Here is a 24,939-nt window from a genome sequence, read left to right on the forward strand (position 1 = left end):
ACCACACCAAGGGCGACGCCGGCAGGAACGGCCAGCAAAGAACCCGCATAAAATCCGACATAAAAACCCGCTGAGCCCGCAGATTCGTCAGAGTTTGGAAAAAACAGACATTTAATTAAATTACCAACGGTACTGCCAATAACGCCACCGACTGTGCCACAAACAACGCCTGCACTGAGTATTGGCGAAAAATATCCGGCATGTGCACCTATACCAGCCATTTTCAGGAGCCGATTTTTGGCGGCATAAAATGGATAGATTAAGCGATCTGCCAGTGAGGGCGTTTCATCGAATGACCGGTTACTTTCAACCTGTCTTGTGGCATGGGATGTGGTGGTCGCCCTGCCCGAAAATTGGCTGCCCTGCTGGTGAGCGGCGGGTTCTGGGATCATTGATCCAAACGGCAGGGTATTGGTATTGGTATTGGTATTGTCCAAAGCTTGCATAAACACTTCCTCCATGGATTTTATCAGAAATAATTACTGACCTTATTTCAGGGCATTTATGGCATTTAATCTTACAGAAGTTTTATTCCCTGTTCCCATAACAGCAGGGTCATAACTACTGACAGAAAAGCGAACTCGTTCTGTTACATCGGGCTAACTGCTTGATTGCCTTTATTTTTACAGCCCTTGCAGCATTGGGTTAGTATTGATATTTCAATTTAAATATCTTGTTCACGCACCCGGCGCATGCTGTTTTCGAGTAGTAACCAATGTCCACTCACTCCTCAAATTGCCCCTGTGGCTCAGATAAAACGTTTCCTGATTGTTGTGGCCCCTTTATTTCGGGAGAACCTGCCCCAACCGCAGAGGCATTAATGCGCTCCCGTTATACGGCCTATACCCTGGCAGACATTCAATACCTGGTGGCAACAACCCACCCCGGACAGCAGGAAAGCATCAAACAGCAGGCCATCTACCAGCAATCCGCCGGAACGCTCTGGCAAAAACTGGAGATTATTGAGACCGAGGCTGGCAAAACATCCGACCAGACAGGCATTGTTGAGTTCAGGGCCTGGTTTAAAGAATCACTATCAAGCCCGGAAAAAATTCACCATGAACGTTCTTCTTTTATAAAAAAGGAAGATCACTGGTACTTTGTATATCCGGGAATGGCAGTCATCAGAACAGAAACGGTTGGCAGAAATGATCCCTGCCCCTGTGGCAGTGGCAGGAAGTTTAAAAAGTGTTGTTCGCAGTGAGGCCGAAAACCCCGGAACAAGATAGGCATTTACCGAGAATTAATAGATAAAGATCAAGGAAATCACCACTTGAACATGGTAGCGTCACTCACCTTCATCAGGTTACTGTGCCAATTACTAAAAAAAACGCGATAACCTGACAGGCAAATTACTGCGCGTGCCATTTATGGTTAGCTACTTAAGTGCATCAAATCAGTCAGGGGGGCAACATGGATATGCGGCCCGGACTGAATATAACAGCCATGAACGAGAAGTACGGTTCAGCAGTGATCAGCTCTGTCCGGATTAATAACCCGGGATCCAACAGAACTGACGCTCAATGCCTGACTCTTTTTCCATGGTAAAAAAAAGCTCAAATCAAGAGGACTGACAATGACCATTTTCAAGAAACTGGGACTTGCCATTCTGGGGGCAGGCTTTGCTGCCATCTCCTCCACCGCTGCTGCAAGCGCATCCGGCCAGCAGTTTGTCACCATCGGTACCGGTGGTGTAACCGGCGTTTACTACCCAACCGGCGGTGCTATCTGTCGCCTGGTGAATAAGGGACGCAAAGAGCATGGCATCCGTTGCTCGGTAGAAAGTACCGGTGGTTCTATTTACAACCTGAACACCATCCGTGCCGGTGAGCTCGATATGGGGATCGTCCAGTCGGACTGGCAGTTCCATGCCTACCGGGGAACCAGCGCCTTTAAACAGCAAGGTGCCAACAAAGACCTGCGGGCGATTTTCTCGGTACACCCGGAAGCCTTTACCATTCTGGCCAAGGCAGATGCCGGCATCAGCAAATTTGAAGACCTGAAAGGGAAGCGCGTCAACATTGGCAACCCGGGCTCCGGTCAGCGTGGTACCATGGAACAGCTGATGAAAGTGTATGGCTGGACACACGACAGCTTCTCCCTGGTTTCTGAGTTGAAAGCAGCCGAGCATGCCAAGGCACTGCACTGTGTGATAACAAGATTGACGCCTTTGTCTACACCGTTGGCCACCCGTCCGGATCTTTCAAGGAAGCAACCACCTCCTGTGATACCGTACTGGTCACCGTTGCCGGTGATAAAGTCAACCAGTTGATCAACGACAACCCCTACTACCGCACCGCTATCATCCCCGGCGGCATGTACAAGGGCAACGACCGGGACGTACAGACCTTTGGTGTTGCGGCAACCTTTGTATCCTCCACTGATGCCAGCCAAGAAGCGATCTATCAGGTTACCAAGGCCGTATTTGAAGATCTGTCCACCTTCAAAAAGCTGCACCAGGCTTTTGGCACCCTGAAAAAAGAAGAGATGGTGTCCGATGGCCTCAGCATCCCGCTTCATGACGGTGCCAGGCGTTACTATCAGGAAGCAGGACTTCTCTGAACGCTCCTGCACGGGAAGGTGTAATAGCACCTTCCCCAATGCATGTTGATGTCATCCCGGGTGCTGCCTGAACTCTGCGTGATGACATTTACAGTCTTTTCCAAACAAATGCCCATGGCGCGTGAAAATATTTTGCACCAGCCTCAGGGATGAAAAATGGTTAAGCAAAATATTTTTCACGGCAAAGGTTAAGCGGTTGTCGCAAAACCTCTGAAAGGATCTCTGCGCGAAGGTCGGCTCCCTCAGGAGCCGACCTGCAATAACAACAGGTGCATTATGGAAGCAGTCAACAGCGATAAGCTGAACAATTCACCGACAGCAGGCTCTTCAGAACAATCTGCTGAACAAATGGTTAACCAGTCCGAACAGGGTGGCCGCCAACCCATTGGCAAATCCAGACTGGTATTACTGGGCACAGCCCTCAGCTGGTCACTGTTTCAGCTGTGGAATGCATCACCTCTGCCGTATATTTTCAATGTCGGTATTTTTAATGATGGGCAGGCCCGGGCAATCCATCTTGCCTTTGCCATATTCCTGGCATTTATTGCCTTCCCTGGCCGGAAAAAATCGTTTGCCAATCAAATACCCGTTACTGACTGGCTATTTGCACTGACGGGTAGCTTCTGCGCCGCCTATCTTTATATTTTCCACCGGGAGCTGGCTACCCGTGCCGGAGCCCCCGTTACCCTGGACCTGGTCACGGCCGGAGCAGGGATACTGCTTCTGCTGGAAGCAACCCGCCGGGCGCTGGGGCCGCCACTGATGGTGGTGGCGGCGGTATTTATCACCTATGCCTTTGTCGGCCCTTACATGCCGGATGTTATTGCCCACAAAGGTGCCAGTCTCAACAAGGCGCTGTCACATTTCTGGATTACCACTGAAGGCGTTTTTGGTGTTGCCCTGGGTGTCTCCACCAGTTTTGTTTTCCTGTTTGTGTTGTTTGGTTCACTGCTGGAAAAGGCCGGTGCGGGCAATTACTTCATTCAGGTGGCGTTCTCCCTGCTGGGTCACCTCAAAGGTGGACCGGCCAAGGCGGCTGTGGTGTCATCCGGCCTCAGTGGTGTGGTTTCCGGCTCGTCCATCGCCAACGTGGTCACCACCGGAACCTTCACCATCCCCCTGATGAAACGGGTCGGCTTCCCTGCTCACAAGGCAGGCGCCATTGAGGTTGCCGCCTCTACCAATGGACAACTGACGCCGCCTATTATGGGCGCTGCTGCGTTCCTGATGGTGGAGTATGTCGGCATCTCTTACATCGATGTTATCCGTCACGCCCTGTTTTACATTGTTCACCTTGAAGCCGTGAAAGCGGGCATGCAGGGTCTGCCAAGAAGTGTTACCCGCACCAGGACCCAGGTACTGACGTCATTCACAGGCTCCTTTGCCGGACTCTGCCTGCTGGGCGCTGGCATCTATTACGGTATTGGCTGGACCAGACAGTATATGGGAGAGCACGCCCTCTGGATCATCACGCTGGTATTGCTGGCCAGTTATCTGGTGCTTCTGAAAGTGGCTGCCAGGCAACCGGATCTCATCAACAATATTGAAGAGGATATTCGCAGTACTCCGGTGCCCTGACCAACCATCAAGCGGGGTCTCTATTATTTGCTGCCCCTGGTGGTGTTACTGTGGTGTCTGACCGTTGAGCGCTACTCCCCTGGGCTCTCTGCCTTCTGGGCAACCCTGGTCATGGTGTTCATCACGCTGACCCATAAAACCCTGATTGATCTACTGCGCAAGGAACAAACAACCACGCATCTGCAAGAAGGCTTTCTGGATCTGATTGACGGGATGACCACCGGGGCCCGGAATATGATCGGTATTGGTGTTGCCACCGCAACCGCCGGTATCGTTGTGGGTGCGGTTACGCTGACCGGTGTCGGCCTGGTAATGACCGAGTTCGTGGAATGGATTTCTGCCGACAGTATCATTCTTATGCTGCTGATTGCCTTTACCCTGTTCAGGCCAGATTTCTGGTGGGATGAGGTTTACCCTCCCTATGAAACCCATGAAGGCCGCAACATTGTTGCCCAGGTTGAAGCACTGCCTGACCAGGCTGATGCGCGGCTGTGGGTCGCTGGAGAAACACTGGAAGGTAAACCGGTTGGTTATTCTTCCCGCTGGCGACCGGGCCTCTGCTGATGACCGATTCCGCCACATGGGGCTTGAAGTCCTGATTGATGGGGATGACCTGGTCATTGATATGGTTGACTTCAACAGCGAGGCTCAGCAGGCCGGTATTGATTTTGACTGGCAGATTCATCGTCTGGAAGTTCCGGCAGATCGACTGCCAAAACAACTGATATGGATACCCGCCTTTATTCTGCTGCTGTTCATTTTCCTTGGACAAAGGCGCAGATTGGGCCAGTGCAGCTAAGCCCTGATATACACACACCTGCATCTCGTTCCCACGATCCCGTGGGAACGAAAGATAATACCTCACCTTTCCCTGTCAAAATTTTCTACCAGCTGACCTATAAAATTTTCCAGCCGGGCAATGTCCATATCCGCCGTCAGCATCAGCAGGAAGCCAATAACTTCGGTCAATGCCGGGTCGTTCTCAAATGAGTGAAGCGCCTGTTCCAGGGACTCCAGATCGCCCTGCTCAAAAGCAGAAATAATGGCATGAACAAAGGTATCCATGCGCATTTCCCGGAGACTTTGCAGCAAAGCCTCCTCATTCCATTCCGGTTTTGGCGACACGGTGACATAGTCCACACCCAGCAGACAGCGGATTTTATCAAACATCAGCCCGGCATCCAGCGGCTTGCCAATGTACTCATCAAAGCCCTGAATCAACAACCGCTCCCTGGCCTCATGACTGACACTGGCGGTCACAGCCACGGCCTTGACGGTTGTCTTCCCGGGAAGTTCACGGATTTTCCGGATCGCTGTCACCCCATCCATTACCGGCATGGAGATATCCATCAAAATCAAGTCGAAGTCCACCTGCTTTACCGCTTCAACCGCCTGCAGGCCATTACCAGCGGTATCAACCCGGAAGCCGGCTGAATCAAGCAATCCGGCCATCATATCCCGATTACTTTCAACATCATCCACCACCAGCACCCGGACCCCCTGGAACCGTTCATCCAGATGCACATAAATGGAACCCGGCAAAAGACGCTGATGCTCTTTCAGCGCTTCAAAACTGCCCATAACCAGCGGCAGGACAAAAATAAAACGACTCCCCCGGCCCGGCTCGCTGATGACATCAAGCTCCCCACCCATGGCGGAGACCAGCCGCCGGCTGATCGCCAGCCCCAGACCAGTGCCACCAATCTGCAACCCCAGGTGAACCTGTCGAAAAGGTTCAAAGACCTTCTCCAGATCTTCATGGGCAATACCGACACCGGTGTCACGGACTTCAAAGACAATATCGTTGCCCGCTACTGACACCCTGCATTCAACCCACCCCTTAACCGTGTATTTAACCCCATTGCTGAGCAGGTTCAGCAGCACCTGGCGAACCTTGATTTCATCCAGCATCACGATTTCCGGTAACGCGCCAATGGGCAGCAGACGTAACTCCAGCCCCTTGCTGACCGCTCTTTCCATCAGAATGTTCCGCACCCCTCGCAGTAACTCCAGCAACCGGACGGCAGAAGGGTGTAACTCGATCTTGCTGGACTCAATTTTGGTTAAATCAAGAATATCGTTAATCAGCGACAGCAAATGCTGTCCACTGGCCTCAATGGTATTCAGGCTTTTGCGCTGGGCAGAGGTTAACGAGAGGTTTCTTAACAGCAGCTGGGCATTGCCAAGCACGCCATTCAACGGTGTTCTCAACTCGTGACTCATATTGGAGAGGAACAGACCTTTGGCCAGGTTGGCCCGCTCTGCCTCCTCCTTGGCCCGCATCAACTCATGTTCAATGCGTTTGCGCTCAGTGATATCGCGAACCACCATGGAAATCAGCAGTCCATCATCGGTTTTCAACGGGTTACTGGTGATTTCTACCGGAAAAACCCGGCCTTTACGATCGATACCCCTGGATTCATAACCCACCAGGCACAACTGCTCCCAACTGGCCTTTTCCAGATCGCCCAGCAGAGGGTGCCCCAGGCGGTTTTCCAGCGGCGTCAGCAGGCTCAGGGGCATATTGACCAGGTCTTCCCGATGAAAGCCAAACAGGTCTTCCGTCCTGCTGTTGGCCATGCCAATAATACCTTCCGGTGTGGCAATGATGGTGGCATCCGGGGCGCTGTCCAGCAACAGCTTGAATTTTTTGGTATCGCTTACCCGATCGGTAATATCATTGGCCAGCCCTTCCACAAGATATTGCCTGCCTTCCAGATCCCCCATATCACTCCAGAAGATTTCCAGCCGGCGGATACTGCCGTTCAGATGCCGGATATCCAGCTCAAAGGTATCGCCCCACCGCCCCTGCTTGGCCTCACGGAACTGATCCCGGAAACGGAATTTGCTGTCCCGGGTAGCAAGAAACCCGATCAATGGACGAAGAAATTCGTTTTGTGTGTAGCCCAGAATGGCTTCTATTGACGGACTGACATGGGTAACACAACCATCTTTATTGAGGTTGAAATAGAAATAGTTCCCCCTCAGCCGCTCCAGTAAATGATCTATATTGCTGGTTCTGGCCTTATGAAGTGCCTTCTCCCGGTCAGCCAGCCGGGTCACCAGTTGCTGGAAACTCTCGGTCAAACTGCCAATTTCATCCCGGCTGATATGGGCAAGCACCGGCTTTACCCGGCGGTAGGTAAAGTCATCCATGGCTCGCTTTAACCGGATAATCGGACGGGTAATTCTCACCGACACCAGGCTGGCACAGGTAAAAATAAGCATCAGGGAGAGCAGCATCAGCAATGCATTGATCTCCGCCTGATCAATAACCGGTGCCAGCACCGTTTCCCTCGGGGCATAACTGATCATCCACCAGGAGGCCGATTTAATCGGTGCCCCCATCAGCCAGTACTCATTCTGCCGAACCGGCACCCACTTGTGTCGGAAAGCCGGCTCACCTCTTTCAATCAGCTCTTCAAGGTCACTCCACAAGCCCGGCGAACCGTAATAGAACTGGCTTTGGTGAATGCTGTTTAACTGATATCGCTTTGGCGTTTCACTGTCCGTCTGCAGGTATTCCCCGGCACCATTAACAATGGAAAAACTGGCATTTCCCGTGGTGTTTTCCACCAGCTGATGGCGCAGGTCGGCAAGGCTGATATCCATCCAGAAATAGCCATACAGCGTGTTTGCTGAAAAGACCGGTACGATATAGCTGACGATCCACCCTTTATCCGCGGACCCTCTGGGTGATGTCCAGAACCCTTCTTTCTGCTGCCCCTGATTAGCCCACCAGAACTGGGCAGGAAACAGGCCGGTATCGACGGTTTCATCCAGTTTCACCCTGTCTCCGTCCATATAGGCATGAAACACATCCCAGTGCTGAAAGCGGCTGCCAAGCTTGACATAAGTGAAGCCCCGAACCAGGGAGTTTCTTTCCACCAGATCACTGAGAAAGTGTTTTATCATGGCATGGTCAGTTACTGGCATCCGACTCAGCATATCCGCCATGAAGGAGGTCATGGTCATCAACTGCCGGGTATGACTGTCAATCTTGCCGGCATTGTGCCAGACCTGCTCAATCAACCCTCTGGCTACGGCATCCGTAGCCTGTTTGAGCGAGAAGTAGAGATGGATACCAAAGATCAGGTTATACAGAAGCGTGACAGGCACGACAGTAAAAAAAATGATTTTTTTTCTGATGGAGAATTGCACTGGGTTCACTGCACACGGCCACAACGAACGCTAATGATAGACCAGCATTTCAGCAGTGAATGGAGATTCCTGGCAACTCAAAGTCAGCCCTTCAGGATGTTCCGGCTGTGCCAGGGAAAGCTGGCAAGAGAGGCAGAAAAACGTTCAATATCAAAAGGTTCTCCCGATAGCCAGCGCTGTGCATGAGTAGCCGTAAGCAGCGCAGGCATTCGCTCAGCGATCATCATCAACGGCGACATTGCCGGCATGGTTAACACCGCACAGGAATCAAAGGAAAGGGTGCTGTCCACCGTGAATCGCTCCCATAATCCGGCCATCAGTATCAGGGATCCCTCCTTTGCACCAATACGCCATAGCTGACGACGGTTGCCCTGTGTCATATGCCACTGGTAGTAGCTGTCCGCCAGAATAAGGCAACGCCGGTCCTGCCAGGCTTTTCTGAACATCCGTGACTCAGCTGCCGTCTCCACACGGGCATTGATCTGGGCACGGGATAAATCCTGCAACCATGAAGGCACAAGCCCCCACTTGGCCTGAGCCAGCTCAGGAGCACCCTGCTCGTTGTATCGAACCAACCATACCTGCTGCCCCGGCACCACATGCTGAACGGGTTTACAGGATACAATATCGTTGATACCGAGGAAGCCAAGGTCAAGCCTGGACAGGTTGAATGAGTAACGGCTGCACATGAATTACGCTCTCTCTTCCGGATCATCTCCCGGCTCAGGCTCAGCATTCAGGTAATCGTCAATCAACGCTTTTGCCAGACCTGCATCAGCATCATCAACATACAGCGCCAGCAAACCAATGGCGGGCAACTCCCCCATGGCACCGATCAGGTCTACACCCGCCAGGTGGCAGAAAATACCACGACTGGTCAGCAGGTCCTTCAGGCACTGGGCTTCAACCAGATTTTCCGGGCTATACACTTTAATCATTTGCTATAAAAGAACCTGATTATTTCAGATAAAGAGTCTTCAGCTGATCCACCAGCTGTCTGGCTTTTTCCAGTTGAACCGTATTGAGCATAGTGACCAGCCTGGCTTTCTGAGCTTCTGCCGAAGCCGATATTTTCGATGGGTCCTGCAGGCTGAGCTCTGTCCACATATAGGCGGCGATCAGGTTGCGATCAGTGCCTTCTCCATTCAGATAGTCCCGTCCAAGCTCATACTGCGCTTCCGAATTAAGCCCTTCACGCCCGGCTGCCTGCTGGAAATAATCAAAGGCTTTGGCAATATCCTTACCGGTCCCGGCAAGCCCGTCACGATAAGCTCTTCCCAACCAGAGCATGGCTTCAGCCCGGGCTGGCTGATCCCCCTGACGGGCAATACGCTGCAAATTTTTAATGGCTTTCGCGGCGTTTGCTTCCCGGCCTGAGTGCAGAATGTCAATAGCCTCGCTTAGCTGCCCACTGGCCTTGCCAGAAACCAACGACTCTTTTTGAGCGATAGCACCCCGGGCCTCAACTTCGCTAACCACAGTGGTGGCTGAGACCGGCAGCGTCACCAGCAATACAACCAAACTGAAAGCACTCTTAAACTGCTTCAACATGAACATCCCCTGCCTGGCTTTTTTATAAATGGTCAGGTTCCGGGAACCTGAAACCGGGATTATATGATGTTCAGGCGCGGTTTTGCAGGTATTCCTCACAGTGATTCCCGTGTATGCGATAAAAGCAACCCGGCAACAGGTTCCGCCATCACGATCAATCCAACTGCACGAACACTGATGTTGTGAGAAGTCCCTGGTTTGCATCCCGAATGCGACTCAGTTACATTACGCGACAGTGTCTATACAGACCGGCTGTCAATCAATGAAATACAATAACGATTTTTTCCTTATCTGACCTCAAAGCACTGGCACAAATGGAAGCTTTTGACGATATCCGCCCTTACCATGACCATGAGGTCCGGCCCACACTTGAACGCCTGTTAACGGATAAAGACCTGCTCAGTGTGATGGCAAAGCACCGTTACCCCGGTTTGGCCCGACAGTTTTCCAAAGCCATGACCTGGATAACCTCCCTGGCGTTAAAGTACAAAACCCGGAATATTCATAATGTCCGGGATTTTCAGGCGATCATCGAACCCTATCTGACCCGGGTCATCAAAACCACCACGAATAAGGTCTCTTTTTCAGGCATTGAGCACCTGACAAAAGACAGTGCCTACCTGTTTCTATCCAACCATCGGGATATTGTCCTGGATCCGGCCCTGGTCAACTATGCGCTCTACCTTAACGGCATGGAAACCTGCCAGATAGCCATTGGTGACAACCTGGTCAAGCGCCCTTTCGTCAGTGACCTGATGCGCCTGAACAAAAGCTTTATCGTTAAACGGTCACTGTCCGGGCGACGGGAAAAGCTACTCGCCTTCCAGAACCTCTCTGCCTATATTCATCACTGCATCGATTCCGGCCAGCCGGTCTGGATTGCCCAGAGTGAAGGCCGGGCAAAAGATGGTAATGACCAGACCGACCCGGCAATTATCAAGATGTTTAACCTGAGCCGCCGTGACAGGCAGACCGCTTTTGCCGACAATATTCGCTCACTGAATATTGTGCCCGTCTCCATCGCCTACGAGTTTGATCCCTGCGACTGCGACAAGGCCCGCGAACTCCATGAGAAACAACAGACCGGCCAGTATCAGAAAGCCGATAATGAAGACTTGAACAGCATTGTCACGGGCATAGAAGGTTACAAAGGGCATGTGCATGTCGCTTTTGGTAAACCCCTGACACAGGACTTCGACGATGCGGCCTCGGTGGTTAAAGAGGTCAACCAGCAGATTCACCATAACTATCAGCTGCAGCCATCCAACCTGTTTGCCTGGGAAGCGATCAGCAGTGAGATAGACCAGCCTGTGCAGGTTCCGGGGATCAGTGAACTATTTCCGGATACCGACCTGGAGAAAAAACGCGATGAATTTACCCGACACCTGGAGCGCTGCCCTGAGCCATACCGTCCGTGGTTCCTGAAGATGTACGCCCAGCCGGTGATTAATCGTTTCCGTTGTGACAAAAACTGAACCACACAATCACATGAATCAAAATGACTATCCGAACATCCGGACGACAGAACTATTTTTTTATCGATCTGTTGCGTTGTGTCGCCGCCATCGCCGTGGTTGTGATTCACGTCCTCGGGCCTTACCGTAACCTGGATGTTGGCAGTGGCAACTGGCTGGCGGCCATTGGCTTCAATGTGCTCAGTCGCTGGGCGGTTCCGGTGTTTATTATGGTCACTGGCGCCCTGATGCTGGCGGATACCCGTCCATTTAATCTGCGTTATTACCTTACCCATCGGTGTAGCAAGGTATTGGTGCCCTTTGTGGCCTGGTCGACAGGGTATGCGTTTCTGGCAGGTATAAACCTGTCCCATGATGTTGCCCTGGCCTATGACTTTTCTGTAGCCCAAACCCTGTTGGTCAATGCTCTGGAAAAGCCGACCTGGTATCACCTCGGTTTCTATTACTATTTTTTGCCCCTTTATCTGGTGATCCCCTTTTTGACGCCGGTGGTACAAAAACTGTCTGATGACCAGCTGTGGATGCTGGTGTTCGGTTGGCTGGTGCTGACCCTGCTCTATTTTTTCAGGGTTGATTCGCCGTGGATGACCGGCGTAATTATGTATGGTGGTTATCTGGTATTCGGTTACGCCCTGCGCCGCGCACCCCTCGATACGCTTCAGCACCTTGCCCTGGTGAGTCTTGGGATGATCGCCCTGGTGTCCTCAGTGGCCGGTATCTGGATGCTCTCCACCGATGCGGGTGTGTATTCACCGGGACGTTTTACTTCTTACAAAACCATCAATACCGCGCTGGTAGCAGGGTTACTTTTTGCCCTGACCTATCGTTATGGGGATGCGGTGTCCGGCAAGTGGCGGCAGCTGGTGTCGTTTATCAGCCGCTACAGTCTGGGACTCTACCTTGTTCACCCGCTACTGCTCTGGCCCATTCGGGAGCTGGGTTTTTCCCCAACTCCGACGCTGCTGACGATTCCCCTGATCACCGGGGTAGTGACCATACTGTCGCTGATGCTGGCCCGGCTGCTGGCCCGTTTCCCCATAACCGCCTGGCTGGTGCCCTGATGCCTGACAAACTGATTTACAAAATCTGTGTCATGATTCCCTCAGCCTTCCTTGAACCAGTCAAACAGGCCATGTTTACTGCGGGGGCTGGTCGTTATGGAAAATACGACAGCTGTTGCTGGCAAACCCCCGGGACCGGCCAGTTTCGACCCTTGAAGGGAAGCCAGCCATTCTCCGGACAACCCGGTAAAATCCATTCAGAAGAGACCTGGAAAGTAGAAATGATTTGTCAGGGGCGTTATTTAAAAAGCGTGATACAGGCTCTTGCGCAGGCACATCCCTATGAGGTACCTGCATTTGATTACCACCGGGTCAGTCTCGACGCTCCGGAGGATTAACATACTCAAGCCTCATGGGAAACACGCCTTCCTGACGATCGGCAAAATAATGGCGCAGCGTCCGGCCAATGGTAGAAAATGCCAGTTGATCCCAGGGAATCTCATCTTCTGCAAACAGGGCAACCTCCAGACTCTCCTCCCCCGGTGCATAATCCGGGCGCTCCAGTCTCGCCAGAAAGAAAGCCGACAACTGACCTACATGCACCACATTAAACAGGGTATAGAGTGATTCGATGGTGACATCGGCACAGGCTTCTTCGCGGGTCTCCCGTGCCGCCCCCTCTTCGATGGTTTCTCCCAACTCCATAAAGCCACCAGGCAGTGTCCAGAAACCTTTCCTGGGCTCAATCGCCCGTTTGCACATCAAGACCTTATCCCGGTAAACGGGCAGACAGCCGGTGATAACCCGGGGGTTCTGATAATGAATGGTTTGACAGTAATCACACACATCCCGCAGGCGATGATCCCCTTCAGGCACTTTTTTTCGAGTCTCATGGCCGCAGACACTGCAGTAATGGGTAGAGAATCCTGTCATCAACTTTCACTCCTTGTTTCTGGCAGACGGGTAAAGAGCAACCATACCAGAGTATCAAACCCTCGGGGATGAACAAAGGGATCAACAAAGAGTTTTGGAAAATACACGACGAAGAATTAATAACAGAAATTATGATTATTCTCGATGTGGTACCAAGGTATCGTCCCGAAATAACTTCCCTGTTTTGTTCACCACAGAGACGCAGAGGACACAGAGAAAAAAAGTAACTGCTCATTTTTTTCAGGAATATGATTCGCCTACAAATTCTGAGCAATTACAAGAAAAAAAGCCTTTCTTCCTCCTCTGTGTACTCTGCGCCTCTGTGGTAAACAAAGGACAACACCTGACGTAACATCAGCAGACCCGCGAATACTGGATAAATCCTGCCGAGCTACTTATGATAAATTCAAGTCCCCTGCAAGGATGCCACTGGAGTCACCATGATGTTGAACCTGGTTGAAGAACGGCTGCAAAAACACCAGCCAAGAACAATAGATGCCCAACTGCCAGAAGCCGCAGTTCTGGTACCAATCACTAATGCATCTGAACCAGAGCTGGTGTTTACCCGGCGAGCCACCCATATGACCACCCACAGTGGCGAGGTTGCATTCCCCGGAGGCAAGCGGGATCCATCAGACAGAGACCTGGTCCATACTGCATTAAGGGAGTCCTTTGAAGAAATCGCCCTCCCCCCGGAAGCGGTCAGAATCATTGGCCAAACCGGCCCGGTGGTTTCACGCTTTGGTCTGGAAGTCACCCCTGTTATCGGGATTATTGAAGCAGACACGCCGCTGAGAGCCAATATGGCAGAGCTGGACAGGATATTTAAAGTCCCGTTAAGCTACTTTCTGGATAAGAAAAATCTCACGTTCAACCACTGGAAAATGCGCAACCAGGACTACATGATGCCATCCTTTTACTACGGGGAGTACCTGATCTGGGGGCTGACGGCAGTAGTGCTGGTTGAATTCCTGAATGTTACCCTGGATACCGATATTCCTTTGAATGCCCCACATTTCAGTAGCCATCATAAGAAACAACAGGCATAGGAGGCATTACTGAGACTGACTACCGCTGCCCAATCAGCTGCCGCCGAAGCCTGGGATAGGCCGTACTCTCAGAGAGCCAGATGTCGATAAAAGATCTGGCCAGCAACAAATCATCGATACGGCCAATCATCTCATCATCAAAATAAAAACGCCCACCTGACCCGGTAAGGACAAAAACCAGCCGGTCCCCCTTTCTCACATTTGGCCATATCTGGCCGAGTGTCCGAATCCAGCGCTGGCGGTTTTCAAGGGAAACCCCGAGATGGAGCCATTGTTCATCAGTGGCCGAGAGCAGGCTCTTTTTGCTGATACGCCGACGATAATCAATCAGCAGTGCCATTTCAGAAGAAAATGGCTGATCAGCCCGGTATAAGCCGGAAGGCGTTTTTAACTGGGCATCATATATCGTCCAGAAGCCCCAGGTTAATGTCGAATGCCCGACCGTCTGCCATTGTTGCCAGACAGGACTTGCTTCACTTTTCATGGTCGTTTTCCCGGCAGCAAAGCATTGGGCCAGAAGCAGGGACGTTAACAGCCCTGACAAGATGAAAAATTGAAAAAAACAGGAACAAAGAGCCTTCTCTCGAATTTTCAACATGGCAATCCCTACACTTATTAGGATAATTATCGCCATGTTGTACGAAAGAACTATATAAAAAGATCCCTTCCGCCTGTTTATTGCATCAGGAAGGCAACCACTTATTTGCTGGCCATAAACATCCGGACACTTTTGATCCGGTTATCTTTCACCTGCAGGATCTCAAAACGGCAATTATTGATTTTCCAGCAGACACTGGCATCGGGAATCGCTTCCATCTCTTCCGTGATCAGACCATTGATGGTCCGGGCATCGTCCGTTGGCAGATTCCACCCCAGCGCCTTATTAATATCCCGAATAGAGGCAGAGCCATCGATGATGTAACTGCCATCCCCCTGGGGCGTAATATCCTGGCTGCTGTCGGAGACATCGGTGGTAAAGTCACCGACGATCTCCTCAAGAATATCCTCCAGTGTTACCAGGCCCATAATATCGCCATATTCGTCCACAACAAGAGCTGTGCGCTCCTTGGCCTTCTGGAAATTGAACAGCTGGGTATGCAGAGGCGTGGATTCGGGGATGTAATAAGGTTCAGCGGTTTCCTGCAACAGTGTCGCCTTGTTGACCTCTTCCAGAGTCAGCAGACGGGCGATCTTGCGCATATGAAGCATACCGACAATATTATTGATATCGCCACGATAAACCGGCATACGGGTGTGCTGACAATCTTTCAGCTGATGAATGATTTCTTTAATATCATCCTCGATATCGATGCCGTAGACCTCATTTCTGGGCACCATAATGTCATCAACCCGCACTTTCTCCAGGTCAAGAATGCCCAGCAACATGCCCCGGCGCTTCTTCGGCAGACGCAGGCCGGACTCATTCACCAGTGTCCGCAACTCTTCACTGGTCAGTTGATCCTCACCTTCCTGGCCCGGCCGGATACCAAAGGGCCTCATCAGCAAAGAGCAGATCCAGTTAACCAGCACCACCATCGGATAGAGAACCTTCAAAAGAGGAACCAGTACCATGGATGCGGGAAAGGCCACCTTTTCCGGATACAGGGCGGCTATGGTTTTTGGTGTTACCTCGCCAAAAATCAGCACAACAAAGGTCAACCCCAGGGTGGCAATAGCAATACCGCTATCCCCCCAGAGACGGACAGCAATGATGGTAGCCAGGGCAGAGGCCAGGATGTTGACAAAATTATTGCCAATCAGAATGACCCCAATCAGTCGATCCGGCCTGTCCAGCAGGCTGCTGGTTCTTTTCGCTGCCCGGTTACCTTTGCGGGCAAGATGCCTCAGGCGATAGCGGTTGATGGCCATCATCCCGGTTTCAGAACTGGAAAAAAATGCAGAGAACAGCAGGAGAAAAACGAGTGCGCCAATCAGTGCGCTTAAGGGTGCTTCACTCAACGAGTTGTCGCCTATTGTCAGAACCAATGCTGATAAAACTACCCATTATAACAGCGGGAGTCCAGCCCGTAACCAAAATGGCTTGCAACGCCTGGTTCCCGAATTTTTTCCCGGCGGTTTTCAAGCGTTCACAAAATCAGCCGCAACAGAATTGTAGCTCGGTGGCAGGTCTGGAAAAAGAAGGTGATAACTGGGCGGAGGCGTGCACAATAAACCCATGATTCTATCATTTAGCTGGTCATGGTTAAGGTGTTTAAAATCAGCAGGGGATGGTTCGTTCCTGCCCTGGTATTCAATAGCAAACAGTGTGAGAAATTGCTGTTTGAACAGCTTGTTTTCGCTTGCTACAAGCTGGTCACAAAAGGCAGCGGATTTGGCAATTTTGTTCCTCAGGGCAGCGAGCAAATTATCAAACCGCTCGTTCAATTGGCGAAAACATCCCTTATAATATTTGTCCATGAAAATTCCCAGCAGGTTTTCAGCTGCCCCTGTGCCGAAAGGTAAGCCGGGATCCAGATCCTGGTCCGTCAATAGATACTCCGTCAGGCCGAAGTTATCAAACATCAGGGTCTGGCCAATAAAATTGACGTGGATGAAAGGCTGTTCCGGGTGTCGGTAAAAACTGCGACAATCTATTTTACCGGGTACTGCGAACGAGCCAATCGGGAGAAAAGCTATTTCCGAATTGACATTCACAAAGGCCGGATCGTGACTGACCAGCATTTTACAGATTTCTTCCCGGTATTTGTGACCCGGGTTACTGTTAATCAATTCCTTTAGAGTAAAACAAATGGTAGTTCCACAGGTATCCCGGAACCTGATGGGAGTGTCAGGAAGAATCTGGTGACTGTTTAGCAATAGCCTGACCGTTGCTGGTGTCAGGTTATCGGTAACATGATGTTGGCGATGGCGTCCCCGCGCATCAAACATGCTTTTTCCGGGGTCAAAGGCATCCCAACCGACCAACGCCTTATTTGGGCAAGCCCCGTGCTCAAGCAATATCGCCAGCGCATCTGTCTTGCCTTTTGCCACCGCTTTAGCCGCTGCAGGATCCAGTTGATTCAGAGCCACGGAGCAGGTGACCATTCCGTTGGCTGAAAAATACGGGCGCACCAGACGTCTGACCAGTGGCAGATCATTTGTTGCCGCAGCACGTAACAACGCCGCTTCGGAGCCCTTTAATCTCAGAACCGCCCGGTTGACCGATTGATGGTAGCGAATGGCCAGTCTCTGGCCAACGGTGCGCCGGGTCGCTTGATATGGGTGGGGAACAGTGGTATTGGCCGATTGATAGTCTGACCGGATAGATAAGAGTGTAGGGCTACTACTTGGTAACATGCTTATGACTTCGTTGATTTTGTGATGTTCCGGGATTGGCGTACAGAATCAACGTACGGAATTGGCGTACACAATCCGGGGGCTAACCTCTAGGACAGCCCTGCATGTCAATAAGTTCCCAATCTCACTCCGGTTTTTGCCTCGCTGCACGCCATGATTGGTGCGCAGCACAGTTCCTCAAAAGCAGGACTGCCCGGAAACCACACAGTCAAGTACCACCCTGGAGCCAAAGTAGGCAAGGATCAGAAACAGGACACCCGCCAGCGTCCAGCGAACGGCAGTCTGCCCACGCCAGCCAAATTGCCAGCGGCCAACTAACAGTGCTGCAAAGAGACACCAGGCGGTGATGGACAGTACGGTTTTATGCACCAGTTTCTGGGCAAACATATCTTCCAGGAACAGAAAACCACTGCCCAGCGAGAGTGTCAGCAAGATAACGCCAAGGCCCAGAAACTCAAATAACAGCCGTTCCATAGTTTGCAGCGGCGGCAATGTCCGGATGGTATGTCGGTGAGTGCGCAGCTGGTGTTCCTGATAGGAGAGCAGAATGGCCTGGAATGCCGCCACCATCAGAATGCCATAAGCCATGACCGAGAGAAGCACATGGGAAATCATCGATGATGCGGTGTTCCAGACAATATGTTCAACCGGTGCCACCAGGGCGAGCACAATGGCCATCATGCTGACCGGAAGAATCATGACCAGCAGGCTTTCCGATGGTTTCCTGAAACTGCTGAGTAACACCATCATGGTCACCATCATGGCGGTCAGCGAACCCATGTTGAACACGCCAAGATTGATGCCACGGTCGGTATGAATGGAGTTGTATAAGGCAATAATGTGGAAAATCAGGCCAACGGCGGTAATCAGCAGAATCAGCGATTTGGGCACTTCACGCCCACCGTTTCGCAATCCCTGCCCAACCGTGCCTGCCAGATAGCAACCAAGGGCACCCATACTGACGGAAATGACACTCATTAGCGAAGCCTATTTATCCCCAAAGCAGCAATAAAAAGCGGGAAGCCCTCTTTGAACAGGCTTCAACGAAAAGCAGCATCGGCAGTTTGTCATATTACCTGGCGCTAGACAAACGACCTTTCACCGGATCCACTGAAATGGATGCCGCTTTAGTTTCGATTCCTATATAATGGCCATCATTCTGTGCGTTCAACCGCATAAACACCTTAGATCAGGGTAATTCCCAGAATGTTCGAAAATTTAACCGAACGCCTGTCCCGTACGCTGAAAACCGTAACCGGGAAGGCCAAACTAACCGAAGACAATATCAAGGACACCCTGCGCGAAGTGCGCATGGCCCTGCTGGAAGCCGACGTTGCCCTGCCGGTGGTCCGGGAGTTTATCAGCCGGATCAGGGAGCGTGCCATCGGGCAGGAGGTTCAGTCCAGCCTCAGCCCGGGTCAGGCGTTTGTCAAAATTGTCCAGAATGAACTGATTGAGGTGATGGGTTCGTCCAATGACGAACTGAACCTGGCCACCCAGCCCCCGGCTGTCATTCTCATGGCGGGTCTGCAGGGTGCGGGTAAAACCACCTCCGTTGCCAAGCTGGGTAAATGGCTGAAAGAGCGCCAGAAGAAATCGGTCATGGTGGTCAGTGCTGACGTTTACCGTCCCGCTGCCATCAAACAGCTGGAAACCCTGGCCCAGGAAACCGGACTTAACTTTTTCCCGTCTTCTGCTGACCAGAAGCCTGTAGACATTGTTAACGGTGCGATTCATGAAGCCCGTATCAAGCACGCGGATGTCCTGATTGTCGATACCGCCGGCCGCCTCCATATCGATAACGATATGATGGCTGAAATCCAGCAACTGCACAGTGCCATCAACCCCATAGAAACGCTTTTTGTGGTGGATGCCATGACTGGTCAGGATGCGGCCAATACCGCCAGGGCATTTGGTGATGCCCTGCCATTGACCGGTGTTATCCTCACCAAGGCAGACGGTGATGCCCGTGGTGGTGCGGCGCTTTCAGTACGCCAGATCACTGGCAAGCCCATCAAGTTTATCGGTATGGGCGAGAAAACCGATGCCCTGGAGCCTTTCTATCCGGACCGGATCGCCTCCCGGATCCTGGGCATGGGGGATATTCTCTCCCTGATCGAGGAAGCCGAGCGCAAGCTGGACCGCAGCAAGGCGGACAAGCTGGCCAGCAAGCTGAAGAAAGGCAAAGGCTTCGATCTGGAAGATTTCCGCGACCAGCTGCAGCAAATGAAAAAGATGGGTGGCCTCAGTGGCATGATGGACAAACTGCCCGGTATGGGTGGCATGGCGCCCCAGCTTCAGGGCCAGATGGACAATAAAATCTTTGTCCAGATGGAAGCCATCATCAACTCCATGACGCCGGGAGAGCGTGCCAACCCGGACATCATGAACGGTTCCCGCAAAAAGCGCATAGCCGCTGGTTCCGGCACCCAGATCCAGGACATCAACCGGCTCATCAAGCAACATAAGCAGATGAGTAAAATGATGAAAAAAGTCACCAAAAAAGGCGGCATGAGCAAGCTGATGCGCGGCATGTCAGCCATGAAAGGCCAGCTGCCCGGCGGCATGGGCGGAATGGGTGGCATGATGCCTCCCGGAGGCGGTAAGAAGTTTCCGTTCTAACCCCCCATCAATCGCCAGCTCAAAAAACAGAGCTGGCGATTGAATCAAGTAGCAATTTCCGTTGAAAGTATTAATTTATTTCAATCCTGCATAACAAATAAAATTCACATTCCGAACATTTACGACTTTTTGCTGTCTAAATTTTCACGAGATTAGAAATCAAGTCAGGAATAGGATCTCTGTTATTAATCACTGTTCCTGTTCAGAGGTCCAAAACAGGGCTAAATAACAGGTCTTTACCTTAATACCCATAAAAAAACACAACCTTCAATAACCTGATAACGAAATAAATGTTGACCATCAGCATAATGGAGCATTCGAAATGGATAAGATTGCTTTGCCCTACCATGATTATTCAAGTTTGACAGAACGCCAACTTAACGATTTAACACCTGCTCCTAAACGCAGAAACAGCATTTGCCTGGGTGAACTCAGCTCTATAAGAGAAGGTGCCAACTGCACCGGCAAGAGTGATGTCGGTAACATTGCGATTCCAGATCGAACGATCAAAAAGCTTGATTGCCAGGCTATACCAAACACCGACTCTGCGCCAAAGACAACTATCGAATCGGAAGAGGCATCAGTTCTTCCCAATCCAGACAACGACCCATTATCTACCCAACCAGCATTATCAAGAAGCCCATCTCCAGTTTTAACCGAAGATCACTTGCATTATCTTTCCTGCTTTAACTTCTATATGCTGCAACAGCAAAAACCTGCCCCGCAACAGCAAAAATCTAACCCGAAAAAGCTAAAATCTAACCCGAAAAAGCAAAAACCTGACCCGCAACAGCAAAAATCCATCACACTCAAGCAAAAATCTATCTCGCAAGAGCAAAAACCTACTCCCCCGCAACAGCAAAAATCTACCCAGAGCGATATGACCAAACGGGAGGAGCAAGAAGTTAAGAAGCCATTGGAGCATGTTACCAGTGCTGCCAGCCCATCTCCGACGCCAAAGCAAATACACTCACACAACAATGTTTCATTAATCAAAAATGCAGGCATCCAGGCAAAAAACAACAACTGTTCACTGGCCTCTTTTTTTATGGCTATATCAAACAACAAGCTATTGAATACATTGATTGACGAGATTCAGGCTGGAACTGACAAACAACCAATGGAGGGCAAAAAGCAACAAGCCGATTCCCTGGGTGATTTTTTATCGATATGCAGAAATTTTTTCTTTGATGAAGAGACTAATGGCTACATTGCTGATGAAGGCCTGGACCGCATGAGAACACTTTTCCAACTCGACAAAGGAACACTGTGCACTTCTCTGGCAGTGACGGATATTGTCAAAGCAATCCTCAACAACATCTATGATTATCCAGAACCCGAATCAGATCCATCCGGAAAATTCCATAACCTTAAAGATACCCAGTCATCCCTGAGGCACAAAATATCATGGATTGATGCTGCGAATGGATTCCTCCCTATCAATGAATCAAAAGAAACAGTAAACAGTCTTATGGATCATAGAATTCCAAAACTTTCGATTCCGGAAGGCCTGATCAAAGAAGAAAAACCACAAGGGCCTCCTCCCCCCAACCCGTCAGAATTTTTTGAGACTTACAGCGAATACAGGCAGGGCGAAGCGCTTGCCATAAAATGTACCGATACATATAAAAGCTGCACAGGCAAGTTGGCCAAAAAAAAATTTGAATATTTTGGTGACATGGTGAATAAATCGAGGACGATGGAAGCCGAGGTTGAAGATCACTATCGCTGGGGCAACTTTGCCCGTTCCGCTAATGCATCATTTATCAATAAAAAGGGACAGCAAATATTCGTTAATCATGTGCTAGGTGGCTTTGACAGGGACGAACCTGAAAGTGGAACAATAACCACAACCACTTCTCGAATGGCAACAACCGTGGAAGAGCTTATCAAAATTTCGCTCAATGGCACAAAGGATCAACTTCATCTCGATGATTCTGCGTTCAAACAGCTATTACCTGATGAGAATCACTACCCGGAAGTATTGTTTGTTACCATCCCCAACTTTGGAACCAAACTCAGACCCAACCTGGAGTGGTGGAAAGATGCCGAGATTCCCACTGCTGATGGAAAGAAGATGACTTACGAAGCCAGTGCCCTGATCAGCATTGAAATTGGCCATTTTCTCGCCTGGAATATAGAAGGCAACGTCCTTAATTATGCTGACTCCATGGGACACTCCGAAAACAATGAGACGGTCCCCTTAGTGGTCAAAATGCCGTTGACCGGGACTCAAACGGCGTTACAGGCCGCTGAGAATGACAGTGAAAGTAAATTCGATGCCTATGGCTCGGCAATACGAAGGATCGCCAATCTGGGGAAAACAGCAGAGCTGTTTATTCTGAAAAAAAAGGAGACCCCTTCATGACAGCCTTCTGCGGAACATACTTACGGCAGCATATTGCCACCTCCCCCGGTTTTCCCTACAATATGCGCCCTTTATGATTGGCCTTATTCCGATCATGGATTAGCTGACGGATGATGAAAAAGGATCTTTTCCTGGCTCAAATCTGTCTGAATTCTTCTGGGTTTTAGTCATACGACTTGTGCGTTTGGCAACGTAAACACAGAAAACCAGTTGCCGGAAACAACTATAGGAAACCCTATTCCATGGTAACCATTCGTCTTGCCCGTGGCGGCTCTAAAAAGCGTCCATTTTACCACCTGACCGTGGCTGACAGCCGTAACGCTAACGGCGGTCGTTTTATTGAGCGTGTAGGTTTCTTCAACCCTACCGCTCGTGGCCAGGAAGAGCGTCTGCGTGTTGATAACGAGCGTGTAGAATTCTGGCTGGGCCAGGGTGCTACTGCCTCTGATCGCGTTGCCCAGCTTCTGAAAGAAGCCAAAAAGGCTGCGTGAGGTTAATAATTCAGTGACAACGGCAGTAGAGGGCGCTGTGAAGCGCATTACGTTAGGCCATATTTCCTCCGTATTCGGGGTCAAAGGCTGGCTGAAGATTCACTCCAACACCAGCCCGATGGAAAACATCCTCAACTACCCACGCTGGATTCTTATCCGCAACGGTGAAATGAAAACCGTTGAAATCGATCAGGCCCGTCCTCACGGTAAAGGTCTGATTGCCCATATCGTCGGTTGTGACGATCGTGAGCTGGCCCGCAGTTACTGTGGTTACCAGATCACCATCAACGCCGATGAGATGCCCGAACCGGAAGATGACGAGATTTACTGGCATCAACTGGAATCGCTGGATGTATTCTCCCGCAACGCTGAGGGAGACAATGTTCTGCTGGGCAAAGTCAGCCACCTGATGGAAACCGGTGCCAACGATGTTCTGGTCATTCGCCCCTCAAAAGGCAGCATTGACCGCCGTGAGCGTCTGGTGCCCTGGCTTACCGGATCGGTGGTAGTAGACGTAAATCCTGAGAAAGGATTTATCCGGGTAGATTGGGACCCGGAGTTTTAAGTGGCCATGACGACTTTGCACTCAACCGATGAGCCAACCGTTGAACAACGTGCAGAAACTCATCAGGACGCAGAAACGAGCGCCATGGACACCGGAATGTGGTTCGGTGTCGTCAGCCTCTTCCCGGAGATGTTCCGGGCCATAACCGGGTACGGTATTACCGGCCGCGCGGTTAAGGAAGGACTGATTGAGGTACAAACCTGGAATCCCAGGGACTTTACCCATGACCGGCACCGAACCGTGGATGACCGACCTTATGGCGGTGGTCCCGGCATGTTGATGAAAATTCAACCTCTGCGTGACGCCATCCATGCAGCCCGCAAAGCTGCAGGAACCGAGGCCAAAGTGATTTACCTCTCGCCCCAGGGTCGAATACTCGACCAGAAAGGTGTGGAGGAGCTTGCCCAAAGCAAGAAACTGATCCTGGTCGCGGGGCGATATGAAGGTATTGACGAGCGTGTAATCCAGGCCGAAATCGATGAAGAATGGTCTATTGGTGATTACGTGTTAAGTGGTGGCGAACTCGCTGCCATGACTCTGATTGATGCAGTATCACGCTTTGTACCGGGCACCCTGGGTCATAAGGATTCCGCCGCAGAAGACTCGTTTGCAGATGGTCTTCTTGATTGCCCGCACTACACTCGTCCGGAGATGTTTGCAGGACAGGAAGTGCCACCGGTATTGCTATCCGGTAACCATGCGCAGATTGAGCGCTGGCGACTGAAGCAGTCCCTGGGCAGAACCTGGTTGAGACGGCCTGATTTGTTAGCAGACAGGATCCTGACCAGCGAGGAAGAGAAGTTACTGTCAGAGTTCAAAGCCGAGCGGTCTTTTATTGAAACGCGGAATGCTGACTAACCAGGAGCAATTATCAATGAGCAAAAACAAAATCATTGCGCAGCTTGAAGCTGAACAAATGAACAAAGAGATCCCTGCCTTTGGCCAGGGTGACACTGTCGTCGTACAGGTTAAGGTAAAAGAAGGCAACCGTGAGCGTCTGCAGGCGTTCGAAGGTGTTGTCATCGGTAAGCGTAACCGTGGCCTGAACTCTGCTTTCACCGTTCGTAAAATTTCCAGCGGTGTTGGCGTTGAGCGTACTTTCCAGACTTACTCTCCGCTGATCGCTTCTGTTACTGTGAAGCGTCGTGGTGACGTTCGTCAGGCCAAGCTGTACTACCTCCGTGAGCTGAGCGGCAAGGCTGCTCGTATCAAGGAAAAGCTCAACTAAGATTCAGTTTAATTTTCCGGCAACTGTTTTTACGAGAGTTTTTACGCAAATTTCTCAG

The 24,939-nt window shown here is 50.9% G+C and carries 22 protein-coding genes and 2 pseudogenes; 14 read left to right on the plus strand and 10 right to left on the minus strand.

What is annotated here, in order from left to right; translation table 11 throughout:
- The coding region (locus KDK13_RS05100; protein ID WP_257283868.1) for a hypothetical protein at positions 1-446 on the minus strand (446 nt) is incomplete at its 3' end.
- Between the two features lie 269 nt (positions 447-715).
- On the opposite strand from KDK13_RS05100, the gene KDK13_RS05105 reads away from it, so the two are divergent.
- From KDK13_RS05105 to KDK13_RS18980, 4 genes and pseudogenes are all read left to right on the plus strand, one after another.
- Positions 716-1,204: a YchJ family protein gene (locus KDK13_RS05105; RefSeq protein WP_257283869.1), complete on the plus strand. Its 489-nt coding sequence runs from the start codon at positions 716-718 to the stop codon at positions 1,202-1,204.
- Between the two features lie 372 nt (positions 1,205-1,576).
- Positions 1,577-2,562, plus strand: a pseudogene (locus KDK13_RS05110) (TAXI family TRAP transporter solute-binding subunit).
- Between the two features lie 276 nt (positions 2,563-2,838).
- Positions 2,839-4,140 (plus strand): TRAP transporter fused permease subunit, encoded by a 1,302-nt coding sequence (locus tag KDK13_RS18975; protein ID WP_306671004.1) that lies wholly within the window; start codon positions 2,839-2,841, stop codon positions 4,138-4,140.
- Positions 4,141-4,497: 357 nt separating this feature from the next.
- Positions 4,498-4,939: pseudogene (locus KDK13_RS18980) on the plus strand (DUF3394 domain-containing protein).
- 62 nt (positions 4,940-5,001) lie between these two features.
- Here KDK13_RS18980 and KDK13_RS05120 read toward each other — a convergent pair.
- From KDK13_RS05120 to KDK13_RS05135, 4 genes are all read right to left on the minus strand, one after another.
- Positions 5,002-8,301: an ATP-binding protein gene (locus KDK13_RS05120; RefSeq protein ID WP_257283870.1), complete on the minus strand. Its 3,300-nt coding sequence runs from the start codon at positions 8,299-8,301 to the stop codon at positions 5,002-5,004.
- Between the two features lie 83 nt (positions 8,302-8,384).
- Entirely contained in the window at positions 8,385-8,990 is a 606-nt protein-coding gene (locus tag KDK13_RS05125; protein ID WP_257283871.1) for an SOS response-associated peptidase, read from the minus strand.
- A 3-nt stretch (positions 8,991-8,993) separates the two neighbouring features.
- A complete protein-coding gene (locus KDK13_RS05130) occupies positions 8,994-9,239 on the minus strand; it encodes a DUF2007 domain-containing protein (protein WP_257283872.1) in 246 nt (81 codons plus the stop codon).
- 19 nt (positions 9,240-9,258) lie between these two features.
- Complete coding sequence (locus tag KDK13_RS05135; protein WP_257283873.1) at positions 9,259-9,852, minus strand: tetratricopeptide repeat protein; 594 nt, start codon at positions 9,850-9,852, stop codon at positions 9,259-9,261.
- 314 nt (positions 9,853-10,166) lie between these two features.
- On the opposite strand from KDK13_RS05135, the gene KDK13_RS05140 reads away from it, so the two are divergent.
- The 3 genes from KDK13_RS05140 to KDK13_RS05150 are packed head-to-tail and all read left to right on the plus strand — an operon-like array spanning position 10,167 to position 12,726.
- Positions 10,167-11,327, plus strand: coding sequence for a 1-acyl-sn-glycerol-3-phosphate acyltransferase (locus tag KDK13_RS05140; RefSeq protein WP_257283875.1), 1,161 nt, complete (start codon positions 10,167-10,169; stop codon positions 11,325-11,327).
- Positions 11,328-11,350: 23 nt separating this feature from the next.
- On the plus strand, positions 11,351-12,388 hold the full coding sequence (locus KDK13_RS05145; protein ID WP_257283876.1) for an acyltransferase: 1,038 nt from the start codon (positions 11,351-11,353) through the stop codon (positions 12,386-12,388).
- Entirely contained in the window at positions 12,388-12,726 is a 339-nt protein-coding gene (locus KDK13_RS05150; protein ID WP_306671005.1) for a hypothetical protein, read from the plus strand. The genes KDK13_RS05145 and KDK13_RS05150 overlap by 1 nt, the downstream gene beginning before the upstream one ends.
- On the opposite strand, the gene KDK13_RS05155 is transcribed toward KDK13_RS05150, so the two are convergent.
- The gene (locus KDK13_RS05155) at positions 12,701-13,261 is read right to left on the minus strand and encodes an NUDIX hydrolase (protein ID WP_257283877.1); all 561 of its coding nucleotides are present in this window, start codon (positions 13,259-13,261) and stop codon (positions 12,701-12,703) included. The genes KDK13_RS05150 and KDK13_RS05155 overlap by 26 nt on opposite strands.
- A gap of 440 nt (positions 13,262-13,701) precedes the next feature.
- Between KDK13_RS05155 and KDK13_RS05160 the strand changes: the two genes are divergently transcribed.
- Positions 13,702-14,310: a CoA pyrophosphatase gene (locus tag KDK13_RS05160; RefSeq protein WP_257283879.1), complete on the plus strand. Its 609-nt coding sequence runs from the start codon at positions 13,702-13,704 to the stop codon at positions 14,308-14,310.
- A gap of 19 nt (positions 14,311-14,329) precedes the next feature.
- Here KDK13_RS05160 and KDK13_RS05165 read toward each other — a convergent pair whose 3' ends face one another.
- The 4 genes from KDK13_RS05165 to KDK13_RS05180 all read right to left on the minus strand — a co-directional run bounded on the left by KDK13_RS05165 (position 14,330) and on the right by KDK13_RS05180 (position 18,585).
- Positions 14,330-14,794 carry a chalcone isomerase family protein gene (locus KDK13_RS05165; RefSeq protein ID WP_257283880.1) on the minus strand — a complete coding sequence of 155 codons (465 nt, stop codon included), beginning with the start codon at positions 14,792-14,794 and terminating at the stop codon, positions 14,330-14,332.
- Between the two features lie 215 nt (positions 14,795-15,009).
- A complete protein-coding gene (locus tag KDK13_RS05170) occupies positions 15,010-16,269 on the minus strand; it encodes an HlyC/CorC family transporter (protein WP_257283881.1) in 1,260 nt (419 codons plus the stop codon).
- A 120-nt stretch (positions 16,270-16,389) separates the two neighbouring features.
- The gene (locus tag KDK13_RS05175) at positions 16,390-17,607 is read right to left on the minus strand and encodes a hypothetical protein (protein WP_257283882.1); all 1,218 of its coding nucleotides are present in this window, start codon (positions 17,605-17,607) and stop codon (positions 16,390-16,392) included.
- A gap of 177 nt (positions 17,608-17,784) precedes the next feature.
- Entirely contained in the window at positions 17,785-18,585 is an 801-nt protein-coding gene (locus tag KDK13_RS05180; RefSeq protein ID WP_257283883.1) for an inner membrane protein YpjD, read from the minus strand.
- Positions 18,586-18,813: 228 nt separating this feature from the next.
- On the opposite strand from KDK13_RS05180, the gene ffh reads away from it, so the two are divergent.
- The 6 genes from ffh (at position 18,814) to rplS (ending at position 24,881) form a co-directional block, all read left to right on the plus strand.
- Entirely contained in the window at positions 18,814-20,229 is a 1,416-nt protein-coding gene (gene ffh / locus KDK13_RS05185; RefSeq protein WP_257283884.1) for a signal recognition particle protein, read from the plus strand.
- 322 nt (positions 20,230-20,551) lie between these two features.
- Positions 20,552-22,597, plus strand: coding sequence for a hypothetical protein (locus KDK13_RS05190; protein ID WP_257283885.1), 2,046 nt, complete (start codon positions 20,552-20,554; stop codon positions 22,595-22,597).
- Between the two features lie 242 nt (positions 22,598-22,839).
- Positions 22,840-23,088 (plus strand): 30S ribosomal protein S16, encoded by a 249-nt coding sequence (gene rpsP / locus KDK13_RS05195; RefSeq protein WP_252018089.1) that lies wholly within the window; start codon positions 22,840-22,842, stop codon positions 23,086-23,088.
- A 13-nt stretch (positions 23,089-23,101) separates the two neighbouring features.
- Entirely contained in the window at positions 23,102-23,653 is a 552-nt protein-coding gene (gene rimM, locus KDK13_RS05200) for a ribosome maturation factor RimM (RefSeq protein ID WP_257283886.1), read from the plus strand.
- 96 nt (positions 23,654-23,749) lie between these two features.
- Positions 23,750-24,511: a tRNA (guanosine(37)-N1)-methyltransferase TrmD gene (trmD, locus tag KDK13_RS05205; protein WP_257283894.1), complete on the plus strand. Its 762-nt coding sequence runs from the start codon at positions 23,750-23,752 to the stop codon at positions 24,509-24,511.
- Positions 24,512-24,527: 16 nt separating this feature from the next.
- Positions 24,528-24,881: a 50S ribosomal protein L19 gene (gene rplS / locus KDK13_RS05210; protein ID WP_066013809.1), complete on the plus strand. Its 354-nt coding sequence runs from the start codon at positions 24,528-24,530 to the stop codon at positions 24,879-24,881.
- Positions 24,882-24,939 lie beyond the last annotated feature (58 nt).

The organism is Endozoicomonas sp. SESOKO1 (assembly GCF_024606265.1).
Classification (GTDB): Bacteria; Pseudomonadota; Gammaproteobacteria; order Pseudomonadales; family Endozoicomonadaceae; genus Endozoicomonas.